Source organism: Flagellimonas profundi (genome assembly GCF_017313275.1).
In the GTDB taxonomy this organism is placed as follows: domain Bacteria; phylum Bacteroidota; class Bacteroidia; order Flavobacteriales; family Flavobacteriaceae; genus Flagellimonas; species Flagellimonas profundi.
The window spans coordinates 1099033-1117101 of the sequence record NZ_JAFLNM010000001.1 but is presented as its reverse complement, the minus strand read 5'-3'; the positions used below and the strand labels follow the sequence as shown (position 1 = coordinate 1117101).

Sequence of the window (18069 nt, the reverse complement as noted above, 5' to 3'; positions counted from 1 at the left end):
TCATATTTGGAATCTGCCCAAAAATAGGGAATAATGCCGAAGGTTTTGGAATTTTAAGGTGTTTTGAAAGGCTTTTTACTACATTTAACGAACAGAATTTTATTGTATGAGGTATCATGTTGGCAGCTTCGAACGCGAAAAGTTGTTGGATTTGTACAAAGGCATGCTGAAGCCCAGATTGATAGAGGAAAAAATGCTGATTCTTCTTCGGCAAGGCAAAATTTCCAAATGGTTTAGTGGTATAGGGCAAGAGGCAATTTCCGTGGGCGTTACCAAAGCGCTCAAGGATAGTGAATACATTCTTCCCATGCACCGGAACCTTGGGGTGTTCACCTCAAGAAACATTCCCCTGAACCGACTTTTTGCACAGTGGCAGGGCAAACAAAGTGGTTTTACCCAAGGCAGGGACCGAAGTTTTCATTTTGGAACCCAGGAATACAAGATTGTGGGGATGATTTCCCATTTGGGCCCTCAATTAGGGGTGGCCGATGGGATTGCCTTAGCGGATATGCTACGTAGAAAAAAGCGTGTCACCGCTGTTTTTACCGGGGAAGGTGCTACCAGCGAAGGAGATTTTCACGAAGCTTTGAACGTAGCCTCGGTATGGAACCTACCTGTGTTGTTCTGTATTGAAAACAACGGTTACGGGCTTTCCACGCCCACCAACGAGCAATACAACTGTGAGCATTTGGCAGATAGGGCCAAGGGGTATGGTATCGAGTCTAGAATTATTGACGGAAACAATATTCTCGAGGTATTTGCCAAAGTGGACGAATTGTGCAAAGCTATTCGGCGAAGGCCAAGACCTGTGTTGTTGGAATTCAAAACTTTTCGCATGCGCGGGCACGAGGAGGCGAGTGGCACCAAGTATGTTCCCGATAAGTTAATGAAAGAGTGGGGCAAGAAAGACCCAATCTCCAACTACGAAAGCTTTTTATTGGAAGAAGGTGTGCTCACCGAGGAGTTCGTTGAGGAATACAAGGCGGAAATCATGGAAGAAATCAATTCCAATCTGCAGTTGGCCTTTGATGAGCCTGATGTTTCTTCATATGAAAGTAAGGAGTTAAAAGAGGTATATCAAGAATTTGATTATCAAGAAATTAAACCAGAATCAAACACAACACAAAATGTAAGGCTCGTGGATGCCATTTCCCAAGGATTGGAGCAATCCATGTACAGGCATAACGAACTCATTATCATGGGGCAAGATGTGGCGGATTATGGAGGTGTTTTTAAAATCACCGAAGGTTTTGTGCCCAAATTTGGGAAAAGTCGGGTGCGCAATACACCCATTTGTGAGTCAGCGATAGTTTCCACCGCCATGGGATTGTCCATTAACGGGATGAAGGCTGTAGTTGAGATGCAGTTTGCTGATTTTGTAAGCTCTGGGTTCAACCCAATAGTCAATTATTTGGCCAAGATACATTATCGATGGAATGAGAACGCCGATGTGGTCATTCGAATGCCTTGCGGTGGTGGAGTGGGGGCAGGTCCCTTCCATTCACAGACCAATGAAGCCTGGTTTACCAAGACCCCGGGCTTAAAAGTGGTGTACCCCGCTTTTCCTTATGATGCCAAAGGTTTGTTGAACACGGCCATAAACGACCCGAACCCTGTCTTGTTTTTTGAACACAAAGGATTATATAGAAGCATTAAGGGCGATGTACCTACCGATTATTATACCTTGCCTTTTGGTAAAGCAAAGCTTTTGCAGGAGGGGGAGTCCATTTCCGTGGTCACGTATGGCGCTGGGGTGCATTGGGCTCTTGAAGTATTGGAAAAACACCCGGAGATCGATGTAGATCTGATTGATCTTCGAACCCTTCAACCATTGGATACGGAAACCATTTTCAAATCGATCAAAAAAACAGGCAAGATGATCATTTTGCAAGAAGACACTTTATTTGGAGGTATAGCAAGCGATATTTCTGCCATGGTAATGGAGAACTGTTTTGAGTTTTTGGACGCCCCAGTGAAAAGAGTAGGGAGCTTGGAAACCCCAGTGCCCTTCGCAAAATCGCTGGAAGCCAATTTTTTGCCCAAAAAGCGATTTGAATCGGAATTAATTGAATTATATCAATATTAAAACCAGTTGGTTAGCTAATTTTTTAATAATTTAACAACTATAAGCATATCCCCAATCGTATATTTTTTGAACATTAACTTAACACCTATGATGAAACGATCAATTTTAATGATTGCAGTGATGGGACTTTTGCTCTCGTCATGTTCAATTTCCAAAAGCGCTAGAACGCAACGAAATCTTTTCAGCGGCACTTGGAATTTGGACAATGTCTACTACGAAAACAATTCAGGTAACTTTAAGTCTGTCATTTTTAACGATGCAGACGATATCTGTTTTGAGGACAGTGAATGGTTCTTTAGGGATAATAACAGTACAGGACGCTATACCATCGCTCCAAGTTCGCTCTGCCAAGGAGGGGACCGTTTTTTTAGATGGTCCGTGGTGGAACCCGAACAAAATTACCAGAGCCAACTTCAATTCAAGTTTATTGACGAAAACCGAAAAGATATCTCGGGAGGCTACGGGTATCGGTTGAACATTGTTAGTTTGTCCGAACAAGCCATGACGCTTAAATCCAATGTTTCCGTTGAAGGTCAGCCCGTGACCATAGTTTACGAATTCTCAAAAAAATAATTTCATGAAAAATATAGTATTAAAAGGGGCAACGGCTTTTTTGGCGTTGACCATGATTATTAGTTGCGATGCCATTAAAAATGCCAACAACACTCAAAAAGGTGCCGCTATCGGTGCTGGTGGTGGCGCTGTAATCGGTGGTGTCATCGGTAACAACGTAGGAAAAGGAAATACGGCCTTGGGTGCCATAATCGGCGCCGTAGTAGGTGGTGCTGCCGGAGGTTATATAGGTAATCGAATGGACCGCCAAGCCGAAAAAATAGAACAGGAGATTCCAGGGGCCGAAGTACAACGTGTAGGTGAGGGTATCAACGTTACCTTCAGCGGTGAGAACGGTGTTTATTTTGACACCAACAAATCCGACATTAAGGGTGCTTCCGCCAACACATTGGATAAATTGGCCGGGATCTTTAAAGAATATCCAAAAACAAACATCTTGGTGGAAGGCCATACCGATAGCGATGGTGCAGCGGAATACAACATGGGACTTTCCCAGCGTAGGGCGCAGGCCGTAACCGGTTATTTGGTGGCCAAAGGTATTTCAAGTGGACGTTTCACTACCAAATGGTACGGAGAGGAGCAACCTGTTGAAAGCAACGAAACTGCTGCAGGCAAAGCAGCAAACAGACGTGTAGAGCTTGCGATTATTGCCAGCGATGAGCTGAAACAGGAGGCTTACGAGCAAACCAAAAACTAGGAGGATTTCCTTTTAAGTATATAAAGCCCGGTCGTTACCGGGCTTTTTTATTGATAGATGTTAAATAAACCATTAAATCTGGGTTAAGCCGACAAGATTTTGACAGAAATTAGTTAACTTCAAGGGTGTCAATTTCTTAGTACTTAAAAATCTTTTCTAAGTATATGCAAAACGCCACCCAAAATAGTATCAAATACCAACAGGAACTACTGGTAAAGGTGGAACGAAACAATAGAATGGTGCAGCGCCTGTCAGAAAAACTGAGCTCATACACCTACGAACCCAAATGTCCCCAACAGTTTGAAAAGTATTACGAGCTCAACAAAAGCATTCAAAACTATAAAAAGTACCAGAAACAGGTGATGTCCAAAATCAGGAAGCACGAATTGGACTTATCTGACGCCAACAACAAAGAAGTGGTGAATCACTTAAATCGATTTAAGGAGCTTGAGCGGGATTTTGCTTCATATCTACGTGATTAAAAAACCCGTGTAAATAATTTCCAAAATTTTTGGCACACCCTTATTTTCTTCCGTAAACATACGTAATATTGCAGGGCAGTTAAACTGTCTTTGAATGGGAAAATCCTCAAACTCCGCTCTCGTCGTAATGGCTTTTTTTGCCATCTATGTTATTTGGGGGTCTACGTATTTATTGAACAAGATAGCCGTTCTGGAGTTGGAACCGTTTATGCTGGCCAGTTGTAGGTTTACCTTGGCGGGTCTTTTCATTTTCCTACTGGCAAAAATCATGGGGATTTCGCTCAGGATAACACAAAAACAACTTTTCAATACCATAATAGCTGGAATTCTGTTCCTGAGTATCGGCAACGGATTGGTAGTTTGGGCCTTACGATATGTGGATACCGGTTTTGCCGCCCTCGAAATTTCCTCTCAACCGCTTATTATCCTATTGCTGATGCGAATCCTACAGGGCAAAAAAATACAGCCCATGTCCGTGGTCGGCGTTGTTTTTGGAGTGGTCGGAATTTATTTATTGGTGAGTCAAAAGCAAATTATAACACAGGAAGAGTCCATTGTGGGCATGATCATGATTTTTTTCTGTATGCTCTGTTGGGCCTATGCCAGTCTTTTTGTGGCCAAAGCGGACTTGCCCACCAACTATTTTGTGAATACGGGCTATCAAATGCTTTTTGCCGGCATTATTTTAAGTTTGATGAGCCTTGGTTTTGGTGAGGAATGGTCCTCTCCGATGGCTTGGAGTGGAGAAGTACAGATTGCCATGCTTTTGCTCATCTTTTTTGGGAGTATTGTGGCCTTTACCTCCTTCAATTACTTGCTTAAGGCCGTTTCCCCAGAAAAAGTGGCTACATCTACCTACGTAAATCCCATAGTGGCCCTGCTACTGGGATGGTATTTTTTGGATGAACAAATTACCCTACAATCCATTATCGCGGCTGCCGTTCTTTTAACGGGGGTGTATTTTATCAATACCAAAAAGACATTGGCCATTTTTGAACGTTTTAAACGTTAATACACCGTTATTTATCTCGGAATTGGTTCTTGGATTTTGTAATTTGTAGGAAGTTAATTCTTACACCAATGAAGTCCCTGATAAAAATTGGCGCCTATATGCTATTGTTGTTTTCGATAGCGTGCGCTTCGAGCAAAAGCAAGGCCACTCCGGAAGAGCTTGCCGCTTTCGACAACATGATCGCGCAAAAACATTTTGAAGTCAAAGTTCTTCTGGCGCAACCCATGGCCACCCAAAGTTTAAACAGTATAGCAAATGCAGGATTATTGCCACCGGGCAGTACCGCCAGCCGAATTGATGTTTCGGGAACCGGGGGCTATTTTCGCATGGTAGGCGATAGTGTTATGGCCGACCTGCCCTTTTATGGGGAACGCAGAATGGGCGGCTACTACAATCAGAACAATACAGGGATCCTATTTGAGGGAATTCCCGAAGAACTCTCGTTTTCACCCATCAAAAATGGAACGGGCCAAACCATGCGTTTCACCATAGACCACGAGTCCGAAGGATTTCAGGTGATTGCCCAGCTTTATCCCAATGGCAGGGCAAGGCTTACCATATCCAGTACGCACCGAACAAATATGTGGTACCAGGGCGATCTTTCCGAATTTAAGGACGAAGAGTAGGTCAAATCACAAAAGAATGCCGTAAGGGGCATGAGGGTTCCATCATTTTATTATAGCTTTATTGATTCAAAAACCAAAACACCTAACATAACAAGATGAGAATGTATACGTTGACCTTAAGGTCTGTGCTGATGCTGCTACTTTCAGTGGGATTTATAGCATGTAAAGGAAACAAAGAAAGTAAAGAGGAGGAAACTACCGAGGAAGTAGCGGAGAATGCAGAAGAAGCACCGGAATATACCGGTGACCTGCCCTTGGACCGCCTCAATCTACCAGAAGGTTTTAGCATAGATGTTTATGCGGAAAACATTGAAGGAGCCCGTTCCATGGCTATGGGTACCGATGGAACCCTTTTTGTAGGTACCCGAAATGAAGGAAGTGTTTATGCATTAAAAGATGTGGATGGGGATTACCGGGTAGATGAAACCTATACCATAGCCACGGATTTGGAGCAACCCAACGGAATGGCCTTTAGGGACGGTGCTTTGTATGTTGCCGCAGTTAGCCGTTTGTACAAGTATTCGGATATTGAGTCGCAGTTGGAAAACCCTGCGGAGCCCGAATTGATTTATGACGATTACCCGACCGAATTTCACCATGGATGGAAATACATCGCCTTTGGGCCCGATGATAAATTATATGTTCCCGTAGGTGCCCCTTGTAATATTTGTGACCGCACCGACGAAGATGAACGTTTCGGGACCATCACCAGAATGGATCCCGATGGGAGCAACAGGGAAATTGTGGCACATGGGGTTCGGAATACCGTTGGCTTTACCTGGCACCCGGATACCAACGAACTTTGGTTCACCGATAACGGTAGGGACATGATGGGCGACGATGTACCTCCGGGCGAATTGAACAAACTTACCGAAGTGGGCCAACATTTCGGCTATCCATTTTGCCATGGGGGAACGGTAAAGGACCCAGAGTTTGGTGATCAGCGTCCATGCTCCGATTTTGTGCCTCCCGTACAACAGCTCGGAGCCCACGTAGCAGCTTTGGGGGTTAAATTTGCTCAAGGGCCCATGTTTCCGGATGCCTACACAGGACAGGCATTTTTGGCGGAACACGGTTCTTGGAACCGCTCTTCCAAAGTGGGGTACAGGGTAAGCTTAGTAACATTGGAAAATGGTGAGGCCGTAAGTTACGAGCCATTTATTGATGGCTGGTTGGATGAAGCATCACAAGAAGCCTTTGGTAGACCTGTGGATCTATTGTTCTTGGAAGATGGCTCTTTGCTGATTTCCGACGATGAGGGCAATGCCATTTACCGGGTGACCTATAAAGGATAATCATTAAGAAATATCAATTAAGTACTTGGGTATGGGCATTTGTTCCATTTTCCAAGTACTTTTTTTATGGCTTTCATCCGATACCTCTAGAAAAAAGAAATGGGCACCCCCATTTGTTGTCGGGGGGATGTGCTCCACGGTAAAAACCTGTTCATCGTGCAGGAAAATATATTCGGTGGTTTCACCATTGGAAGCCTTTTTTGTTTTTCCGTTCCTTAATATTAGATTGGGTTTCGCCAAAATACTATTGCTTTTGTGCCAGCATAAATACCGTATTTCCCCGGTGTGTAATCGGTCTATTTTAACGGTAAACTGCCTATCTCCAAAGTAGGCCAGTATGCATGCAATATGGGGGTCTTTCCAAAAAATGGCAATGTAGGTTTAAGTAGGTTTGGATTGGGTTCAACGTGTATAAAGTTAGCGTATTGTCCTAAAACCTATTTCTTTTCCCCCAAATGGCACCGGCCAACCAACCTACCATAAAAATGATCCATCCCAACAACACCAAACAGATGATCTGCAAGGTGTTTATAGTTTCCAAGGTAGTCATATCCTATTTTTTTGGGCAAACTACAGTATACGCAATTATTTTGCGCACTTAATTGATGCATACCTCCTTTGGATTGAGGAATGCCCTATTTGAAATGACCAAAATTCAGCAAGTTTAAATCTAAAGGAAAATTGTCCAAGGACTTGCGACATCTGTCCATTTTATTCACGACAACATCACCGCACCTTTGTAATGTCAATATTGACAAACGAATTATTCATTAAAAAACAGAAAGTTATGACACGTTTACAAGCATTAGATCCAAAGGAAGCAACCGGAAGATCAAAAGAATTATTTGAAGGCATCCAAGGTAAATTGGGTATGGTGCCCAACATGATGAGAACCATGGGGAACTCCTCCGCCGTTTTGGAAGGTTATTTGAACCTTAGCGATATTTTGGGCAAAGGATCTTTGGGTGGTAAACTGGGCGAATTGTTGGCCTTGACCGTAGCAGAGTCCAATTCCTGTAACTACTGCCTGTCCGCGCACTCCTTTATCGGTGAAAAATTGGTGGGTATCGATACCAACACCTTGCAATCGGCAAGAGAGGCCATTAATGCGGACCCTAAAGTGGCTGCCGCACTTCAGTTTGCCCAAACCTTGATCGCCAAAAACGGACGCGTTTCCTCTGAAGATGTGGAAACTGTAAAAGCGGCCGGGTATACCGATGGAGCCGTGGGGGAGATCGTGGCACACGTGGCCTTGAACGTATTCACCAATTACTTCAACAATACGGCCAACACCGATATCGATTTTCCAGTAGTGGAAGCCGCTACGGTATAATCAATCAGTAATCTTAAAATCAAATACAAATGAAAACATTTAGAAATCTTTTTCTTTTTGGGATCCTATGGTTTGCTGCTATCAGTGTACAGGCCCAAACCCCTCCGGTAGACGATAACGGTCTGGCCATTGGTGGGTACGATGTGGTCTCCTATTTTTCTGGAGAAGCACAAAAAGGCAGCAAAAGTTATGCGGTAAAGCATCATGGTGCTACGTATTACTTTGCCAGCAAGGCGAACCAGAATGCCTTTAAAAAATCCCCGAACAATTATTTACCCCAGTTTGATGGCTATTGTGCCTGGGGCATTGGTGCAAAAGAGGCTAAGTTTCCCATCAACCCGGAAACATATGCGGTGATCGATGGTAAACTGTACCTGTTCTTTAACGGACCTTTTAACGGAGAGCCCTTTAATACCTACGAAGATTGGGCACAACGTACTTCGGTGCTAAAAAAGGCGGCACACGCCAATTGGCCCAAAGTGCAACGTAGCAAGTAGTTTTAATTAGCTCATAGGGTAGGGCCCCGCCATAGGTCCTGCCCTTTTTTTGTTTTAAAAATTCATGACCATGGAAATAGAAAAAAAATATCCCCTGCCACCCTTTACCGAGGAAACCGCACGCGAAAAAGTACAATTGGCCGAAGATGCCTGGAACAGCCAAGACCCCGAAAAGGTAAGCAAGGCCTACTCGGTGGACACCGAATGGCGCAACCGTTCGCAGTTTATCAACGGGCGCAAGGAAGTAGTTTCCTTTTTGACGGAGAAGTGGCAAAAAGAAAAAAATTACAAATTAAGAAAGGAATTGTGGGCCTATACCGACAATAAGATTGCAGTTCGTTTTGAATACGAATACCAAAATGCCGAAGGAGCGTGGATTCGCGCATATGGGAACGAGAATTGGGAATTCAACGAACACGGGCTTATGCAAAAGCGCTTTGCCAGTATCAACGACCTGCCCATAGACGAAACCGAAAGGCGACTTTAATCAAGATGTGTCAGGTCGAGTGCAGTCGAAAGGCTCGACAAGACATTTTTTTGAGGGGTTGCCGATATTCAACCTATACAATCAAAAAATGGACATCTACAACACCCACACGCTCATCGACGAACAAACGGGCAACCTGGCCTTTAAACTATCCTCTTTTGACGATAGCTGCCAGTTCTGCGATACGCAACGGTTGAATCACTATTCCTTGATCTGGATAAAAAAGGGGAGGGGCACCGCCCATGTGGACTTTTTGGAGTACACCTTTACGCCAAATACCTTAATTGCCGTAACGCCCTATCAACCGTTTACCATTACCGAGGAAGAACCGTTGGAGGGCGTGGTGTTGCATTTTCACCCCGATTTTTTCTGCATCCACAAGCACCACGAACAGGTGGCTTGCAATGGGGTGCTCTTTAACAATATTTACAGTCCGCCCATGCTCTGTGTTACCGAAGAAATGTGTCACAATTTTGAACTGATGCTGGAGCAGATGTACACCGAGGTGCAAAAATCGGAGCTGGCGCAGTACGAGCTGTTGGTCTCTTACCTTAAAATATTTTTGATCACGGCCTCCCGTGCCAAGGCCAAGCAACAGCCCGAAGCCTTGGAGGGCACCCCGGACGAAAAGGAGCCCTTTATCCTCCAGAAGCTCAAAAACCTGATAGAGACGCACTACAAGACCATACACTCCGCCGGCGAATATGCCGACCTGTTGAACATAAGCCCCAAGGCGCTGGCCAAAATGACCAAGAACCATTTTAACAAGACCATGACCAACCTGATCAGCGAACGGATCATAATCGAGGCCAAGCGCGAACTGTACCTGACCAACAAAACGGTAAAGGAGATCGCTTACGACCTCGGGTACGACGACGAGCACTACTTTAGCCGATTTTTTAAGAACAATGCGGACATCTCGCCCAAAACCTATCGCGAAACCGTGGGCTTTGCCCGTTCCGCCATGGCGTAACCTTTTGTTATGAAAGCACATGTAATACACCAAACCCTGCCCGTGCCCTTTGGGCAATTGTACGGTGCGTTGAAAAAACGCATTGTGGAGCACGGCTTTTTGCTCCTGCACGAGATAGACACCCAGGCCATTGTGGCCCAACAGGGCATAACCATACCCCCGTTAACCCAATTGCTCTTTTTTGAACCCAAATACATTGCCCAGATCATGGCGAACGATCCTTTGGCCATAAACGATATCCCCTTAAAACTGGTACTGCACCAAGTGGATGCCCACACCACCCAACTGAGTTTTAAAAACCCTGTGGGCAGTTTACAGGATTATGGGTTGAAGCCTGAAATGGCCGATGAGCTGTTGGAACGGGTGCAGGGGATTATTGCTTTTTAGGGAAGGTGGGATAGTTGGATTTTTTGGAATAGTTGGTAAAGCCCTTTGGGGGCTTTTTTTGTTTGTATTAGGGGAAAACCCCAGTTTTTATGACGCTTTTCTGTAATTGTTTAACAAATTGAAACCCTATATTTAAATGCCTCATTTTTAAGGTCAAAGAAAAATACATTTTTAATGACCGCCTTCACCATTTAAGCTTAACGTTTGAATTGACGCAAACACTAACCTTTAAATTTATAAAATATGGAAGATTTAATTTCTGAAGCAATTGAAAATCAAAAAATTATTGAGTTTGACTATGATGGATATTCTAGGACAGTTGAACCTCATTGCTTAGGTGTTTCCACTGCTGGAAACACTGTTTTGAGGGCATATCAAGTAGATGGATTTAGCAGCTCTGGAAGAATGGGTTGGAAACTTTATGACTTAAACAATGCAGATGGACTTGAAATATTGACTGAAACCTTTAATGGTCCACGAGATGGCTATAACCCAGATGATAAAGCAATGGATGAGATTATTTGTGCTTTATGATAAGTAAAATTGAGTTTATTAAGGATTTTGGAATATTGAAAGATATTTCAAACACTGGTCAAATTCAAGGTTTTGAAAAATATAATCTCATTTATGGTTGGAATGGAAGTGGGAAATCTACTTTTTCAAAGTTGTTTAATTGTTTGAAATCTAAAACCTTAAATGATTCATTTAAAAAAGGAGCATTCAGTTTTAGAACAGATGATGGAATAGTTCTTAATTCAAAAAGTATAGATAACATTCCCGAGGGATTAAAAATAGAAGTATTTAATGAGCATTTTGTAGATGAAAATATTGATTGGGATAATATAACTAAGAAACTGCTTTATATATCAAAAAAGAAAGTTGAGGATAAGAAGAATTTGGATAATCTGACCGACGAATTTAATTCGCTTGAAGTTGAGATTAACAAAAAGGAAAATGAAATTGAAAAAACTGCAAATGAACTGGACACATTTCTCATAAATGGAGCAAAAGAAATAAAAAATGAATTTAAAATTTTAAGTACTGAAGACAAATATTATCTCAATTACGATAAAAGACGTTTAAAAAAATTAATTGACGATAACATCTCAGAAATAAAAAAGACTAAACTTATTGCTAAAACAAAGGAAATTGACAGTTTGAAACTAACTGCAAGATTAGAATATTTGGATAAAATCGATGCTCTAATTCCTGAAAAAATTGATTATGATTCAATTCGAGAACTTCAAACTGAGGCTAATTTACTAATTAAAAAAAATATAGTTGCTGACACTATTTCCTCTCTTCAAAAAAACACACAGGTTAGTATGTGGGTGGAGGAAGGCTTAAAGTTTCATAACAATTCAAAGCGATGTAAATTTTGTAAAAATCCAATTTCTGAAAGCAGGTTAAGTGAATTAAACGCCCATTTTAATGAAGACTTCAGAAGTCTGCAAATGGATTTGGAAGTAGTTATTAGGAAATTCGAAACATTTAAAAGTGAAATACTAACTGATTTCTTGTTGGATGTTGAATTATATCCATTTTTAAGGAAGGAATATCTAAAATTTCTTTCAGAGTTTAGGTCGTTAAAGGTAAGTATAGAGAATTCCTTAAATAAATCAATTGACACGTTAAATTTAAAATATAAGAACCCATTCAATTATGAGATTGGAGTAATTGAAATTGCACATGAAGAGATTAATAAATTTAATGCGACTATAGATGGTATAGTAGATATTGTTAAAAGACATAATGAAACTTCCGATGATTTTGAAAACTTTGTTGATAAAGCAAAGAAAAAGTTAGAATTGTCAATAGCTCAGAAAGAGGTTAAGAAAAGCAAGTATTTTTCAAAAATTAGATTAAACAAAGCCAATGAGAGACAATTGGAAAAATTAAGTGAGAAGAAACCTGTTTTAACTAAAAAGATTAGGGTGTTAAATGCATCTCTAAATGATGAGATTCTAGGTGCAGAAGAATTTAATAATAAGCTCCATAGATTTTTAAATCATAGCGATATCAGTTTAAGATTTAATTCTTCAAAGAACGGTTATGAAATAATCAGAAGAGTTGGGAAAAAAAGTGAAAAGGGAAGTAATTTAAGTGAAGGCGAAAAAACAGCAATCTCTTTTGTTTACTTTTTGACAAAACTTTTGGAAAAAGAAGGTGAATTAAAAGAAACCATAATTGTAATAGATGATCCTATATCGAGCTTTGATTCAAATCATTTATTCAATGCATATTCTTTTATAAATAATATTTGTAACGATTCAAAGCAATTATTTGTGTTGACACATAACTTCACATTTTACAGACTTGTTCGTGATTGGATGATGAAAAAGACTAAAAAGAAGAAAGATTCAACTGGAAAAGTATTTTTTCAAAGAAAGTATAGTATTTATAATATTATTAGCGATTACAGAAATGGAGTAAGACAATCATCTATTGAAAATGCAGATAATACTTTGTTACTTTACAGCACTGAATATCATTACTTGTTTATGAAGTTAAACACTTTTTTAAATCAATCAAAGTTATCGGTTGAACAGTGTTTTTCAGTTGCAAACATATCGCGTAAACTTTTAGAGATTTTCTTGAACTTCAAATTTCCAAAGAAAAGAAATGATTTCGCACAATTACTCAATAATGCTTTGCCCAGTAAGTCTGATGATATAATGAGAGAAAGAGTTTATAGATTTATAAATAAATATTCACATAGTGATCATATTGAGGCATTTGATAACTCTATTGATAACATTTTAAGTGAAAGTGACAACATTGTAAAGGATGTGATGAAAATTATTAAAAAACTTGATAGGAAACATTTTGATGAACTTGTTGAAATTGTAGGTGAATGACTAAAATCAAATTGAATCAAAAATTAAATAGGGTAGAGGTCAAAGACTTTGAAGTAGATAATGCTATTGTTTTCAATTATTTCGATAATCTTCCTGTTTCTGAAAGAGAAGAAAATTTGTTCAAGGCTCTTTATATAGGTGTTTTGGCTTTAATGGAAGATCGTCTTTCTGCCTTTCTTTCCAAAACAACTAATGAACTTGGTACAGAGTTAGAAAGTTTAAAGATGATCTTTGAAATGAAAAAGGAGCTTTTTTATAAAACGACCATAAAAGGTTCTTTGGCAGAAGATGATATTGCGGAGTTTTTAAACGAATATTTTAAGGAGAAAAGAATAAAAGACATTGCTTTATTAACGGGCAATGAAGCGGGTAATCTCCAAAGAAACAAAACAGGAGACATTATTTGTAGAATAAATGGCGACTCTGATTTAAAAATTTCCATCGAGTGTAAATTTGACAAAAGCATCAAGCTCGGGGACATTGACAGTAAAGACGTTTTTACCCGAAAATATGATACGGCTTGGAGTCAGTTGATAGAGTCAGATGCTAACCGAGCTTCAAAAGTGAGCATCATCGTTTTCGATATCTCATTAGTGGATAATAGTATCCTTAAAATATTCGAGAACGTCGGCTTTATCCAATCGATAGGGTTTGTGGCTATCATCGATTCACAAAAAGGAGATTATTCAAACCTTGCGATTGCTTATATGTTGGCTCGTGATATTGCCATGAATGCTAAAGATGTGGAATTGGATAAAGACGTTTTAGCCATCATTGTTAACCGAATAATTAAGGACATCAACCAAATTACCAGCATCAAAAGGATGGTAGAGGGTAACATCGAAAACAACAAATCAATATTAAAGCAATTGGAAAAGAGCATTCTGCTCATGAATTTCAATCAAGAGTATCTTTCCAAGTTCTTGGAGGATGGAACGCTTACTAAAAAGGACTTATTGGATTTTTATATGGGTGAGGATGTAAAGGATAAATACAAGTTAATTGAAAAGGAGATTAATGGGTTGTCGGATTAAATCCCCCCAATCTCCTTCTTGCTCAATCCAGTATACTTTTTAATGGTATCGGCATCAAGTCCGTCCTTCTTCATCTTTTTGGCAATAGCTTTTGCCTTTTCTTTTTCTGCACGTTTGCGTTCCGTTTCCAATTTAAAGGCTTCCAACTCCTGCCTTTCGGGCCCCATAATTTCAAACAGGCCGTTTTTTAGGAGCTCGTCCATTACGCCTTGGTCGGCAAAACTGGTGTAGTTGGTTTCGGTGATCACCAAATGGTCCAACACCTCCACCTTGATCAATTTTCCTGCTTTTAGCATGTGATCGGTAAAGGTAATATCGGCATCGGTAACCTCGTGCGAGCCGCTGGGGTGGTTGTGCACCAAAATCAGTTTACTGGCCAGTTTGTAGATCGCCATGCGGAACACATCGGGCGGGTCGGCATTCACCCGGTTGCTGGCCCCCAGACCGATCAGTTCCACAAACAGGATCTTGTTGTTGTGGTTAAGGCCCACCACCCAAAAATGCTCTTGGTTGCGGCGTATCTTGTTTTCGCGCAGCAATATCTGCTGCATGATCTTATATATGTCCGCGGAGTTGAGCACTTTGATCTTTTGTTCTTTGGTAAGCCGTACGTTCATGGTAGGTGTTTATAACATTTGGGTCTGGGCAAGGTAGTCCATGCCCGCGAAAAAAGCAAAAATGGCGGTCGGGCATAAAAAAACCGCCCTAACGCTATTTGCTGGGGCGGTTTTGGGTTTTCAGTGGAATCCAATTACTGCACTATGCTGTTCAGTTGTTGTACCTGCGCATTAAAATTCTTTAGGGTAGTGGCCAATACCCCGATTTGTTCCTGTGCTTCTTTCCATTCCTTCTGTTCAATGGCCTCGCGCACGCCTGGAAGTGTTTTTACCCCATAGCCAGTGTAAAATCCGGGGGCGTAGATCTGGTGCTTGAACCAATCCCTACGGGGCAGTCCCTTATCCTGCAGCAATACCTGCTCCATGCCCATCAACTCTTGGTTCAGTTGTGCCTTTTTGGCGCTGGACAGGGCAAGTACATCGGCCTTGGAAAAGGTGGCTATACTTTTCTTTAGTTCGGCAACCACATTTTGTATGGGCGAAAAGTCCAAATACGGTACTTCGTCCTTCATTGTTGCGGGTGCCACGGGTTTTTTGGGGTCCATGGTCAGTTGGTAAGCGTCCTGCTTTACCAGTTTGTTGTGTTTTTCCACTTCGGCACGCATGTCCTCCAATGTTTTCATGACTTCGCCCAAATAGCCTTCAATGGTGCTGTGCCATTGGGTAAGTTCAAACGGCAATACCTCGGCATTCGCCAAACGTAACGAAATACGCCCTGCGGTGTTGGCCAAAGCCACACCATAGTCAAAACCAGGGTCTTTAAAACGGGTGTAGTGGGTGTAGGTATCGTAAATGGTGTGGTATTCCCCACCACGGCCTTCGCCACCGTAGCCCAAGTTCAACGAGGCAATGCCCGTATGCTGTATAAAAGGCGTATAATCCGAACCAGAGCCCAAAGCAGACAATTTAAACGAGTTGTCGCCACCGCGCATGACGTTGGCGGCCTTGCGACGTTCCGCAACGGAAACGCCTTTTTGTGGGTCGGTCACCGCATTGGCCACCTGGCCCACCATGGCCTGTAGGGAGTGGGAACCTCCAACGCCCAAATACCCACGGCTGTTACCATCGGTATTAATGTAGGCCACGGCCTTTTCTTTTAATTCTGGAATATGGTCCTCCACCCATTCGGTGGAACCAATCAATCCAGGCTCTTCAGCATCCCAGGCACAGTAGACCATGGTACGTTTGGGCTTGTTGCCTTCCTTGGCCAATTGGGCCACTACGCGGGCTTCTTCCATTAGGGCGACCATACCACTAATGGGATCGCTGGCACCATGTACCCATGCATCGTGGTGGTTGCCACGGATTACCCACTCGTCTGGGAATTCATCGCCTTCCAAAGTGGCAATCAGGTTGTGGGCAGGCTTCAATTGCCAGTCGAACTCCAATTTCAGGTGCACCTTGGCAGGTCCGGGCCCAATATGATAGGTAAGGGGCAGGGCGCCTCGCCAAGAAGCTGGGGCCACAGGGCCTTCCAATGCCTCCAACAACGGTTGTGCATCCTCGTAGGAAATAGGCAGTACCGGGATTTTGGTGATGGTCGGGGCCTCTTCGCGGTCCAAACGCTTCGCATTTTTGGTAGCGGCATAGCCGGGCGTCAATACATCACCGGGATACAGGGGCATGTCCATTACGGAACCACGCTGCACGCCTGTTTTGTTTTTAAAGGCACCTTTGGGGTATACATCGCCTTGGTAGTAGCCATCATCCTCCGGATCGGAATAGATGATACAGCCAATGGCCCCTTTTTCGGCGGCCAGTTTGGGTTTGATGCCTCGCCAAGAACCATAGTATTTGGCAATAACGATCTTACCTTTTACATCAATCCCCATTTTTTCAAGTTCCTCATAATCGCTAGGAATACCGTAGTTCACAAAGACCAGTTCGGCCTCTACGTCGCCATCGGTGGAGAAGGCGTTGTAGCTGGGCAATAGTTTGTCGCCCTGGGCCGTGTACGGGTCGCCCTCTACGGGAATGGCTTCCAAAGAGGCGGTGTATGTGGTGGGAGCGGTCAGCTCCAGCACCCGTACCTTGGGATAGGGAAAAAGCACTTGGTAGGTATCGATACGGGTCTTGTATCCCCACGATTTAAACTGCTTTTCCATCCATTTTACGTTCTCTTCGCCATATTCGGTACCTACCCAGTGGGGTTCGGCGGCCATGCGCTTCATCCATTGGTCGAGATTGTCGGCGGAAAGTTGTTTTTCGTATGCTGCTTCGAGCTGTTCTTGTGCTTCCGAAGCTGTTTCACTGAACCCAATAATGTTGTCCTGGGCCGAGACGCTGATTACTCCTAAAAGAAGGAGTAGGGAAAGTAATTTATTTTTCATTGTTTTGAATTAGCTCCCTAAATTTAAGGGATTGTTTAAAGGTAATGAAGTAAAAAGGCAAGAAGTGATGCCAAATTTTCAAAGAATTTGCATTTTCGTTGAAAAGGACCTCTCAAATTATAAGACACGAAATGTTTTTCAAAGTGGATTTCTTTTTTGAAAAGATGTTTTGCTTTCTTGAGCTTCACAAGAACATTTTTTGTGCCTAGATATCTATTAATCCCAGCGAACCTCCATGGTTTAATATATTTTAATTAACTTGTTGAAATATAGGTAGATAAATATCTGCTCAATAAAATTCCCCTTCCCATCTCTATTAATTTAATTATTGTTTACCCTCTGCCACGAACGATATTTTGGTACAAGTAACAACCTAAACAAACATAACATGGAACGCACACTTTTTGAACGACTTGGAGGAAGAGAAGGTATTTCCGCCATTGTGGACACCACTGTAAACAATCATATGGAGAACCCTGCAGTAAATGCCAGGTTTCTGCCTTTAAAGGACCAACCGGAGCGTTTACGGATAATAAAAGATCATACTATTGATTTTTTCAGCATGGGCAGTGGTGGTCCAGCAAATTATACCGGTTTGGACATGGTAGCTGCTCATACAGGAATGAATATTAGTCCTGGTGAATATTTTCATGTAATGGATGATATTATGCTTGCTTTGGATGCAAACGGAATTGATGAGGATTCCAAGAAAGATGTTCTTTCTGTTTTATGGTCCTTAAAGGGTATGATTGTTTCCAAATAGACCTTTGCCAATGTCCGAG

General features: G+C 42.1%; 19 protein-coding genes. 16 read left to right on the top strand and 3 right to left on the bottom strand.

Going from position 1 to position 18069, the window contains the following annotated elements; translation table 11 throughout:
• Positions 1-106 precede the first annotated feature (106 nt).
• The 7 genes from J0654_RS05200 to J0654_RS05170 all read left to right on the top strand — a co-directional run bounded on the left by J0654_RS05200 (position 107) and on the right by J0654_RS05170 (position 6771).
• Complete coding sequence (locus J0654_RS05200) at positions 107-2086, top strand: alpha-ketoacid dehydrogenase subunit alpha/beta (RefSeq protein ID WP_207026593.1); 1980 nt, start codon at positions 107-109, stop codon at positions 2084-2086.
• 87 nt (positions 2087-2173) lie between these two features.
• Entirely contained in the window at positions 2174-2659 is a 486-nt protein-coding gene (locus J0654_RS05195; RefSeq protein WP_207026592.1) for a lipocalin-like domain-containing protein, read from the top strand.
• 4 nt (positions 2660-2663) lie between these two features.
• The gene (locus J0654_RS05190; RefSeq protein ID WP_207026591.1) at positions 2664-3356 is read left to right on the top strand and encodes a YiaD family glycine zipper/OmpA-like lipoprotein; all 693 of its coding nucleotides are present in this window, start codon (positions 2664-2666) and stop codon (positions 3354-3356) included.
• Between the two features lie 164 nt (positions 3357-3520).
• On the top strand, positions 3521-3838 hold the full coding sequence (locus J0654_RS05185; RefSeq protein WP_207026590.1) for a hypothetical protein: 318 nt from the start codon (positions 3521-3523) through the stop codon (positions 3836-3838).
• A 94-nt stretch (positions 3839-3932) separates the two neighbouring features.
• Positions 3933-4850 (top strand): EamA family transporter, encoded by a 918-nt coding sequence (locus tag J0654_RS05180; RefSeq protein WP_207026589.1) that lies wholly within the window; start codon positions 3933-3935, stop codon positions 4848-4850.
• 68 nt (positions 4851-4918) lie between these two features.
• The gene (locus tag J0654_RS05175) at positions 4919-5476 is read left to right on the top strand and encodes a DUF4251 domain-containing protein (RefSeq protein WP_207026588.1); all 558 of its coding nucleotides are present in this window, start codon (positions 4919-4921) and stop codon (positions 5474-5476) included.
• Positions 5477-5571: 95 nt separating this feature from the next.
• Entirely contained in the window at positions 5572-6771 is a 1200-nt protein-coding gene (locus J0654_RS05170) for a PQQ-dependent sugar dehydrogenase (protein WP_207026587.1), read from the top strand.
• 3 nt (positions 6772-6774) lie between these two features.
• On the opposite strand, the gene J0654_RS05165 is transcribed toward J0654_RS05170, so the two are convergent.
• Positions 6775-7011, bottom strand: a complete 237-nt coding sequence (locus J0654_RS05165; protein ID WP_207026586.1) for a hypothetical protein — start codon at positions 7009-7011, stop codon at positions 6775-6777.
• Positions 7012-7558: 547 nt separating this feature from the next.
• Between J0654_RS05165 and J0654_RS05160 the strand changes: the two genes are divergently transcribed.
• The 8 genes from J0654_RS05160 to J0654_RS05125 all read left to right on the top strand — a co-directional run bounded on the left by J0654_RS05160 (position 7559) and on the right by J0654_RS05125 (position 14340).
• Positions 7559-8104, top strand: a complete 546-nt coding sequence (locus J0654_RS05160) for a carboxymuconolactone decarboxylase family protein (RefSeq protein ID WP_207026585.1) — start codon at positions 7559-7561, stop codon at positions 8102-8104.
• 29 nt (positions 8105-8133) lie between these two features.
• The gene (locus J0654_RS05155; protein WP_207026584.1) at positions 8134-8601 is read left to right on the top strand and encodes a YHS domain-containing (seleno)protein; all 468 of its coding nucleotides are present in this window, start codon (positions 8134-8136) and stop codon (positions 8599-8601) included.
• Between the two features lie 70 nt (positions 8602-8671).
• On the top strand, positions 8672-9088 hold the full coding sequence (locus tag J0654_RS05150) for a nuclear transport factor 2 family protein (protein ID WP_207026583.1): 417 nt from the start codon (positions 8672-8674) through the stop codon (positions 9086-9088).
• A gap of 88 nt (positions 9089-9176) precedes the next feature.
• The gene (locus J0654_RS05145) at positions 9177-10061 is read left to right on the top strand and encodes a helix-turn-helix domain-containing protein (protein ID WP_207026582.1); all 885 of its coding nucleotides are present in this window, start codon (positions 9177-9179) and stop codon (positions 10059-10061) included.
• A 9-nt stretch (positions 10062-10070) separates the two neighbouring features.
• Positions 10071-10448, top strand: coding sequence for a DUF302 domain-containing protein (locus J0654_RS05140; RefSeq protein WP_207026581.1), 378 nt, complete (start codon positions 10071-10073; stop codon positions 10446-10448).
• A gap of 243 nt (positions 10449-10691) precedes the next feature.
• Entirely contained in the window at positions 10692-10982 is a 291-nt protein-coding gene (locus J0654_RS05135) for a WYL domain-containing protein (RefSeq protein ID WP_207026580.1), read from the top strand.
• Positions 10979-13306, top strand: a complete 2328-nt coding sequence (locus J0654_RS05130) for an AAA family ATPase (protein ID WP_207026579.1) — start codon at positions 10979-10981, stop codon at positions 13304-13306. Before J0654_RS05135 ends, J0654_RS05130 begins: the two co-directional genes overlap by 4 nt.
• The gene (locus J0654_RS05125) at positions 13303-14340 is read left to right on the top strand and encodes a hypothetical protein (RefSeq protein WP_207026578.1); all 1038 of its coding nucleotides are present in this window, start codon (positions 13303-13305) and stop codon (positions 14338-14340) included. Before J0654_RS05130 ends, J0654_RS05125 begins: the two co-directional genes overlap by 4 nt.
• On the opposite strand, the gene J0654_RS05120 is transcribed toward J0654_RS05125, so the two are convergent.
• Both J0654_RS05120 and J0654_RS05115 read right to left on the bottom strand, forming a co-directional pair.
• Positions 14337-14957 carry a JAB domain-containing protein gene (locus J0654_RS05120; RefSeq protein ID WP_207026577.1) on the bottom strand — a complete coding sequence of 207 codons (621 nt, stop codon included), beginning with the start codon at positions 14955-14957 and terminating at the stop codon, positions 14337-14339. The genes J0654_RS05125 and J0654_RS05120 overlap by 4 nt on opposite strands.
• 134 nt (positions 14958-15091) lie before the next feature.
• A complete protein-coding gene (locus J0654_RS05115; RefSeq protein WP_207026576.1) occupies positions 15092-17287 on the bottom strand; it encodes a transferrin receptor-like dimerization domain-containing protein in 2196 nt (731 codons plus the stop codon).
• A gap of 388 nt (positions 17288-17675) precedes the next feature.
• Here J0654_RS05115 and J0654_RS05110 point away from each other — a divergent pair, with 388 nt between their 5' ends.
• Entirely contained in the window at positions 17676-18050 is a 375-nt protein-coding gene (locus tag J0654_RS05110; RefSeq protein ID WP_207026575.1) for a group I truncated hemoglobin, read from the top strand.
• Positions 18051-18069: the final 19 nt, after the last annotated feature.

What these genes read in the sequence shown, in the direction of transcription:
- J0654_RS05145 (WP_207026582.1), top strand. Translation starts at nt 9,177, where the DNA reads ATGGACATCTACAACACCCACACGCTCATCGACGAACAAACGGGCAAC.
- J0654_RS05135 (WP_207026580.1), top strand. Translation starts at nt 10,692, where the DNA reads ATGGAAGATTTAATTTCTGAAGCAATTGAAAATCAAAAAATTATTGAG.
- J0654_RS05125 (WP_207026578.1), top strand. Translation starts at nt 13,303, where the DNA reads ATGACTAAAATCAAATTGAATCAAAAATTAAATAGGGTAGAGGTCAAA.
- J0654_RS05160 (WP_207026585.1), top strand. Translation starts at nt 7,559, where the DNA reads ATGACACGTTTACAAGCATTAGATCCAAAGGAAGCAACCGGAAGATCA.
- J0654_RS05200 (WP_207026593.1), top strand. Translation starts at nt 107, where the DNA reads ATGAGGTATCATGTTGGCAGCTTCGAACGCGAAAAGTTGTTGGATTTG.
- J0654_RS05155 (WP_207026584.1), top strand. Translation starts at nt 8,134, where the DNA reads ATGAAAACATTTAGAAATCTTTTTCTTTTTGGGATCCTATGGTTTGCT.
- J0654_RS05185 (WP_207026590.1), top strand. Translation starts at nt 3,521, where the DNA reads ATGCAAAACGCCACCCAAAATAGTATCAAATACCAACAGGAACTACTG.
- J0654_RS05120 (WP_207026577.1), bottom strand. Translation starts at nt 14,957, where the DNA reads ATGAACGTACGGCTTACCAAAGAACAAAAGATCAAAGTGCTCAACTCC.
- J0654_RS05115 (WP_207026576.1), bottom strand. Translation starts at nt 17,287, where the DNA reads ATGAAAAATAAATTACTTTCCCTACTCCTTCTTTTAGGAGTAATCAGC.
- J0654_RS05130 (WP_207026579.1), top strand. Translation starts at nt 10,979, where the DNA reads ATGATAAGTAAAATTGAGTTTATTAAGGATTTTGGAATATTGAAAGAT.
- J0654_RS05140 (WP_207026581.1), top strand. Translation starts at nt 10,071, where the DNA reads ATGAAAGCACATGTAATACACCAAACCCTGCCCGTGCCCTTTGGGCAA.
- J0654_RS05180 (WP_207026589.1), top strand. Translation starts at nt 3,933, where the DNA reads ATGGGAAAATCCTCAAACTCCGCTCTCGTCGTAATGGCTTTTTTTGCC.
- J0654_RS05175 (WP_207026588.1), top strand. Translation starts at nt 4,919, where the DNA reads ATGAAGTCCCTGATAAAAATTGGCGCCTATATGCTATTGTTGTTTTCG.
- J0654_RS05110 (WP_207026575.1), top strand. Translation starts at nt 17,676, where the DNA reads ATGGAACGCACACTTTTTGAACGACTTGGAGGAAGAGAAGGTATTTCC.
- J0654_RS05190 (WP_207026591.1), top strand. Translation starts at nt 2,664, where the DNA reads ATGAAAAATATAGTATTAAAAGGGGCAACGGCTTTTTTGGCGTTGACC.
- J0654_RS05170 (WP_207026587.1), top strand. Translation starts at nt 5,572, where the DNA reads ATGAGAATGTATACGTTGACCTTAAGGTCTGTGCTGATGCTGCTACTT.
- J0654_RS05195 (WP_207026592.1), top strand. Translation starts at nt 2,174, where the DNA reads ATGATGAAACGATCAATTTTAATGATTGCAGTGATGGGACTTTTGCTC.
- J0654_RS05150 (WP_207026583.1), top strand. Translation starts at nt 8,672, where the DNA reads ATGGAAATAGAAAAAAAATATCCCCTGCCACCCTTTACCGAGGAAACC.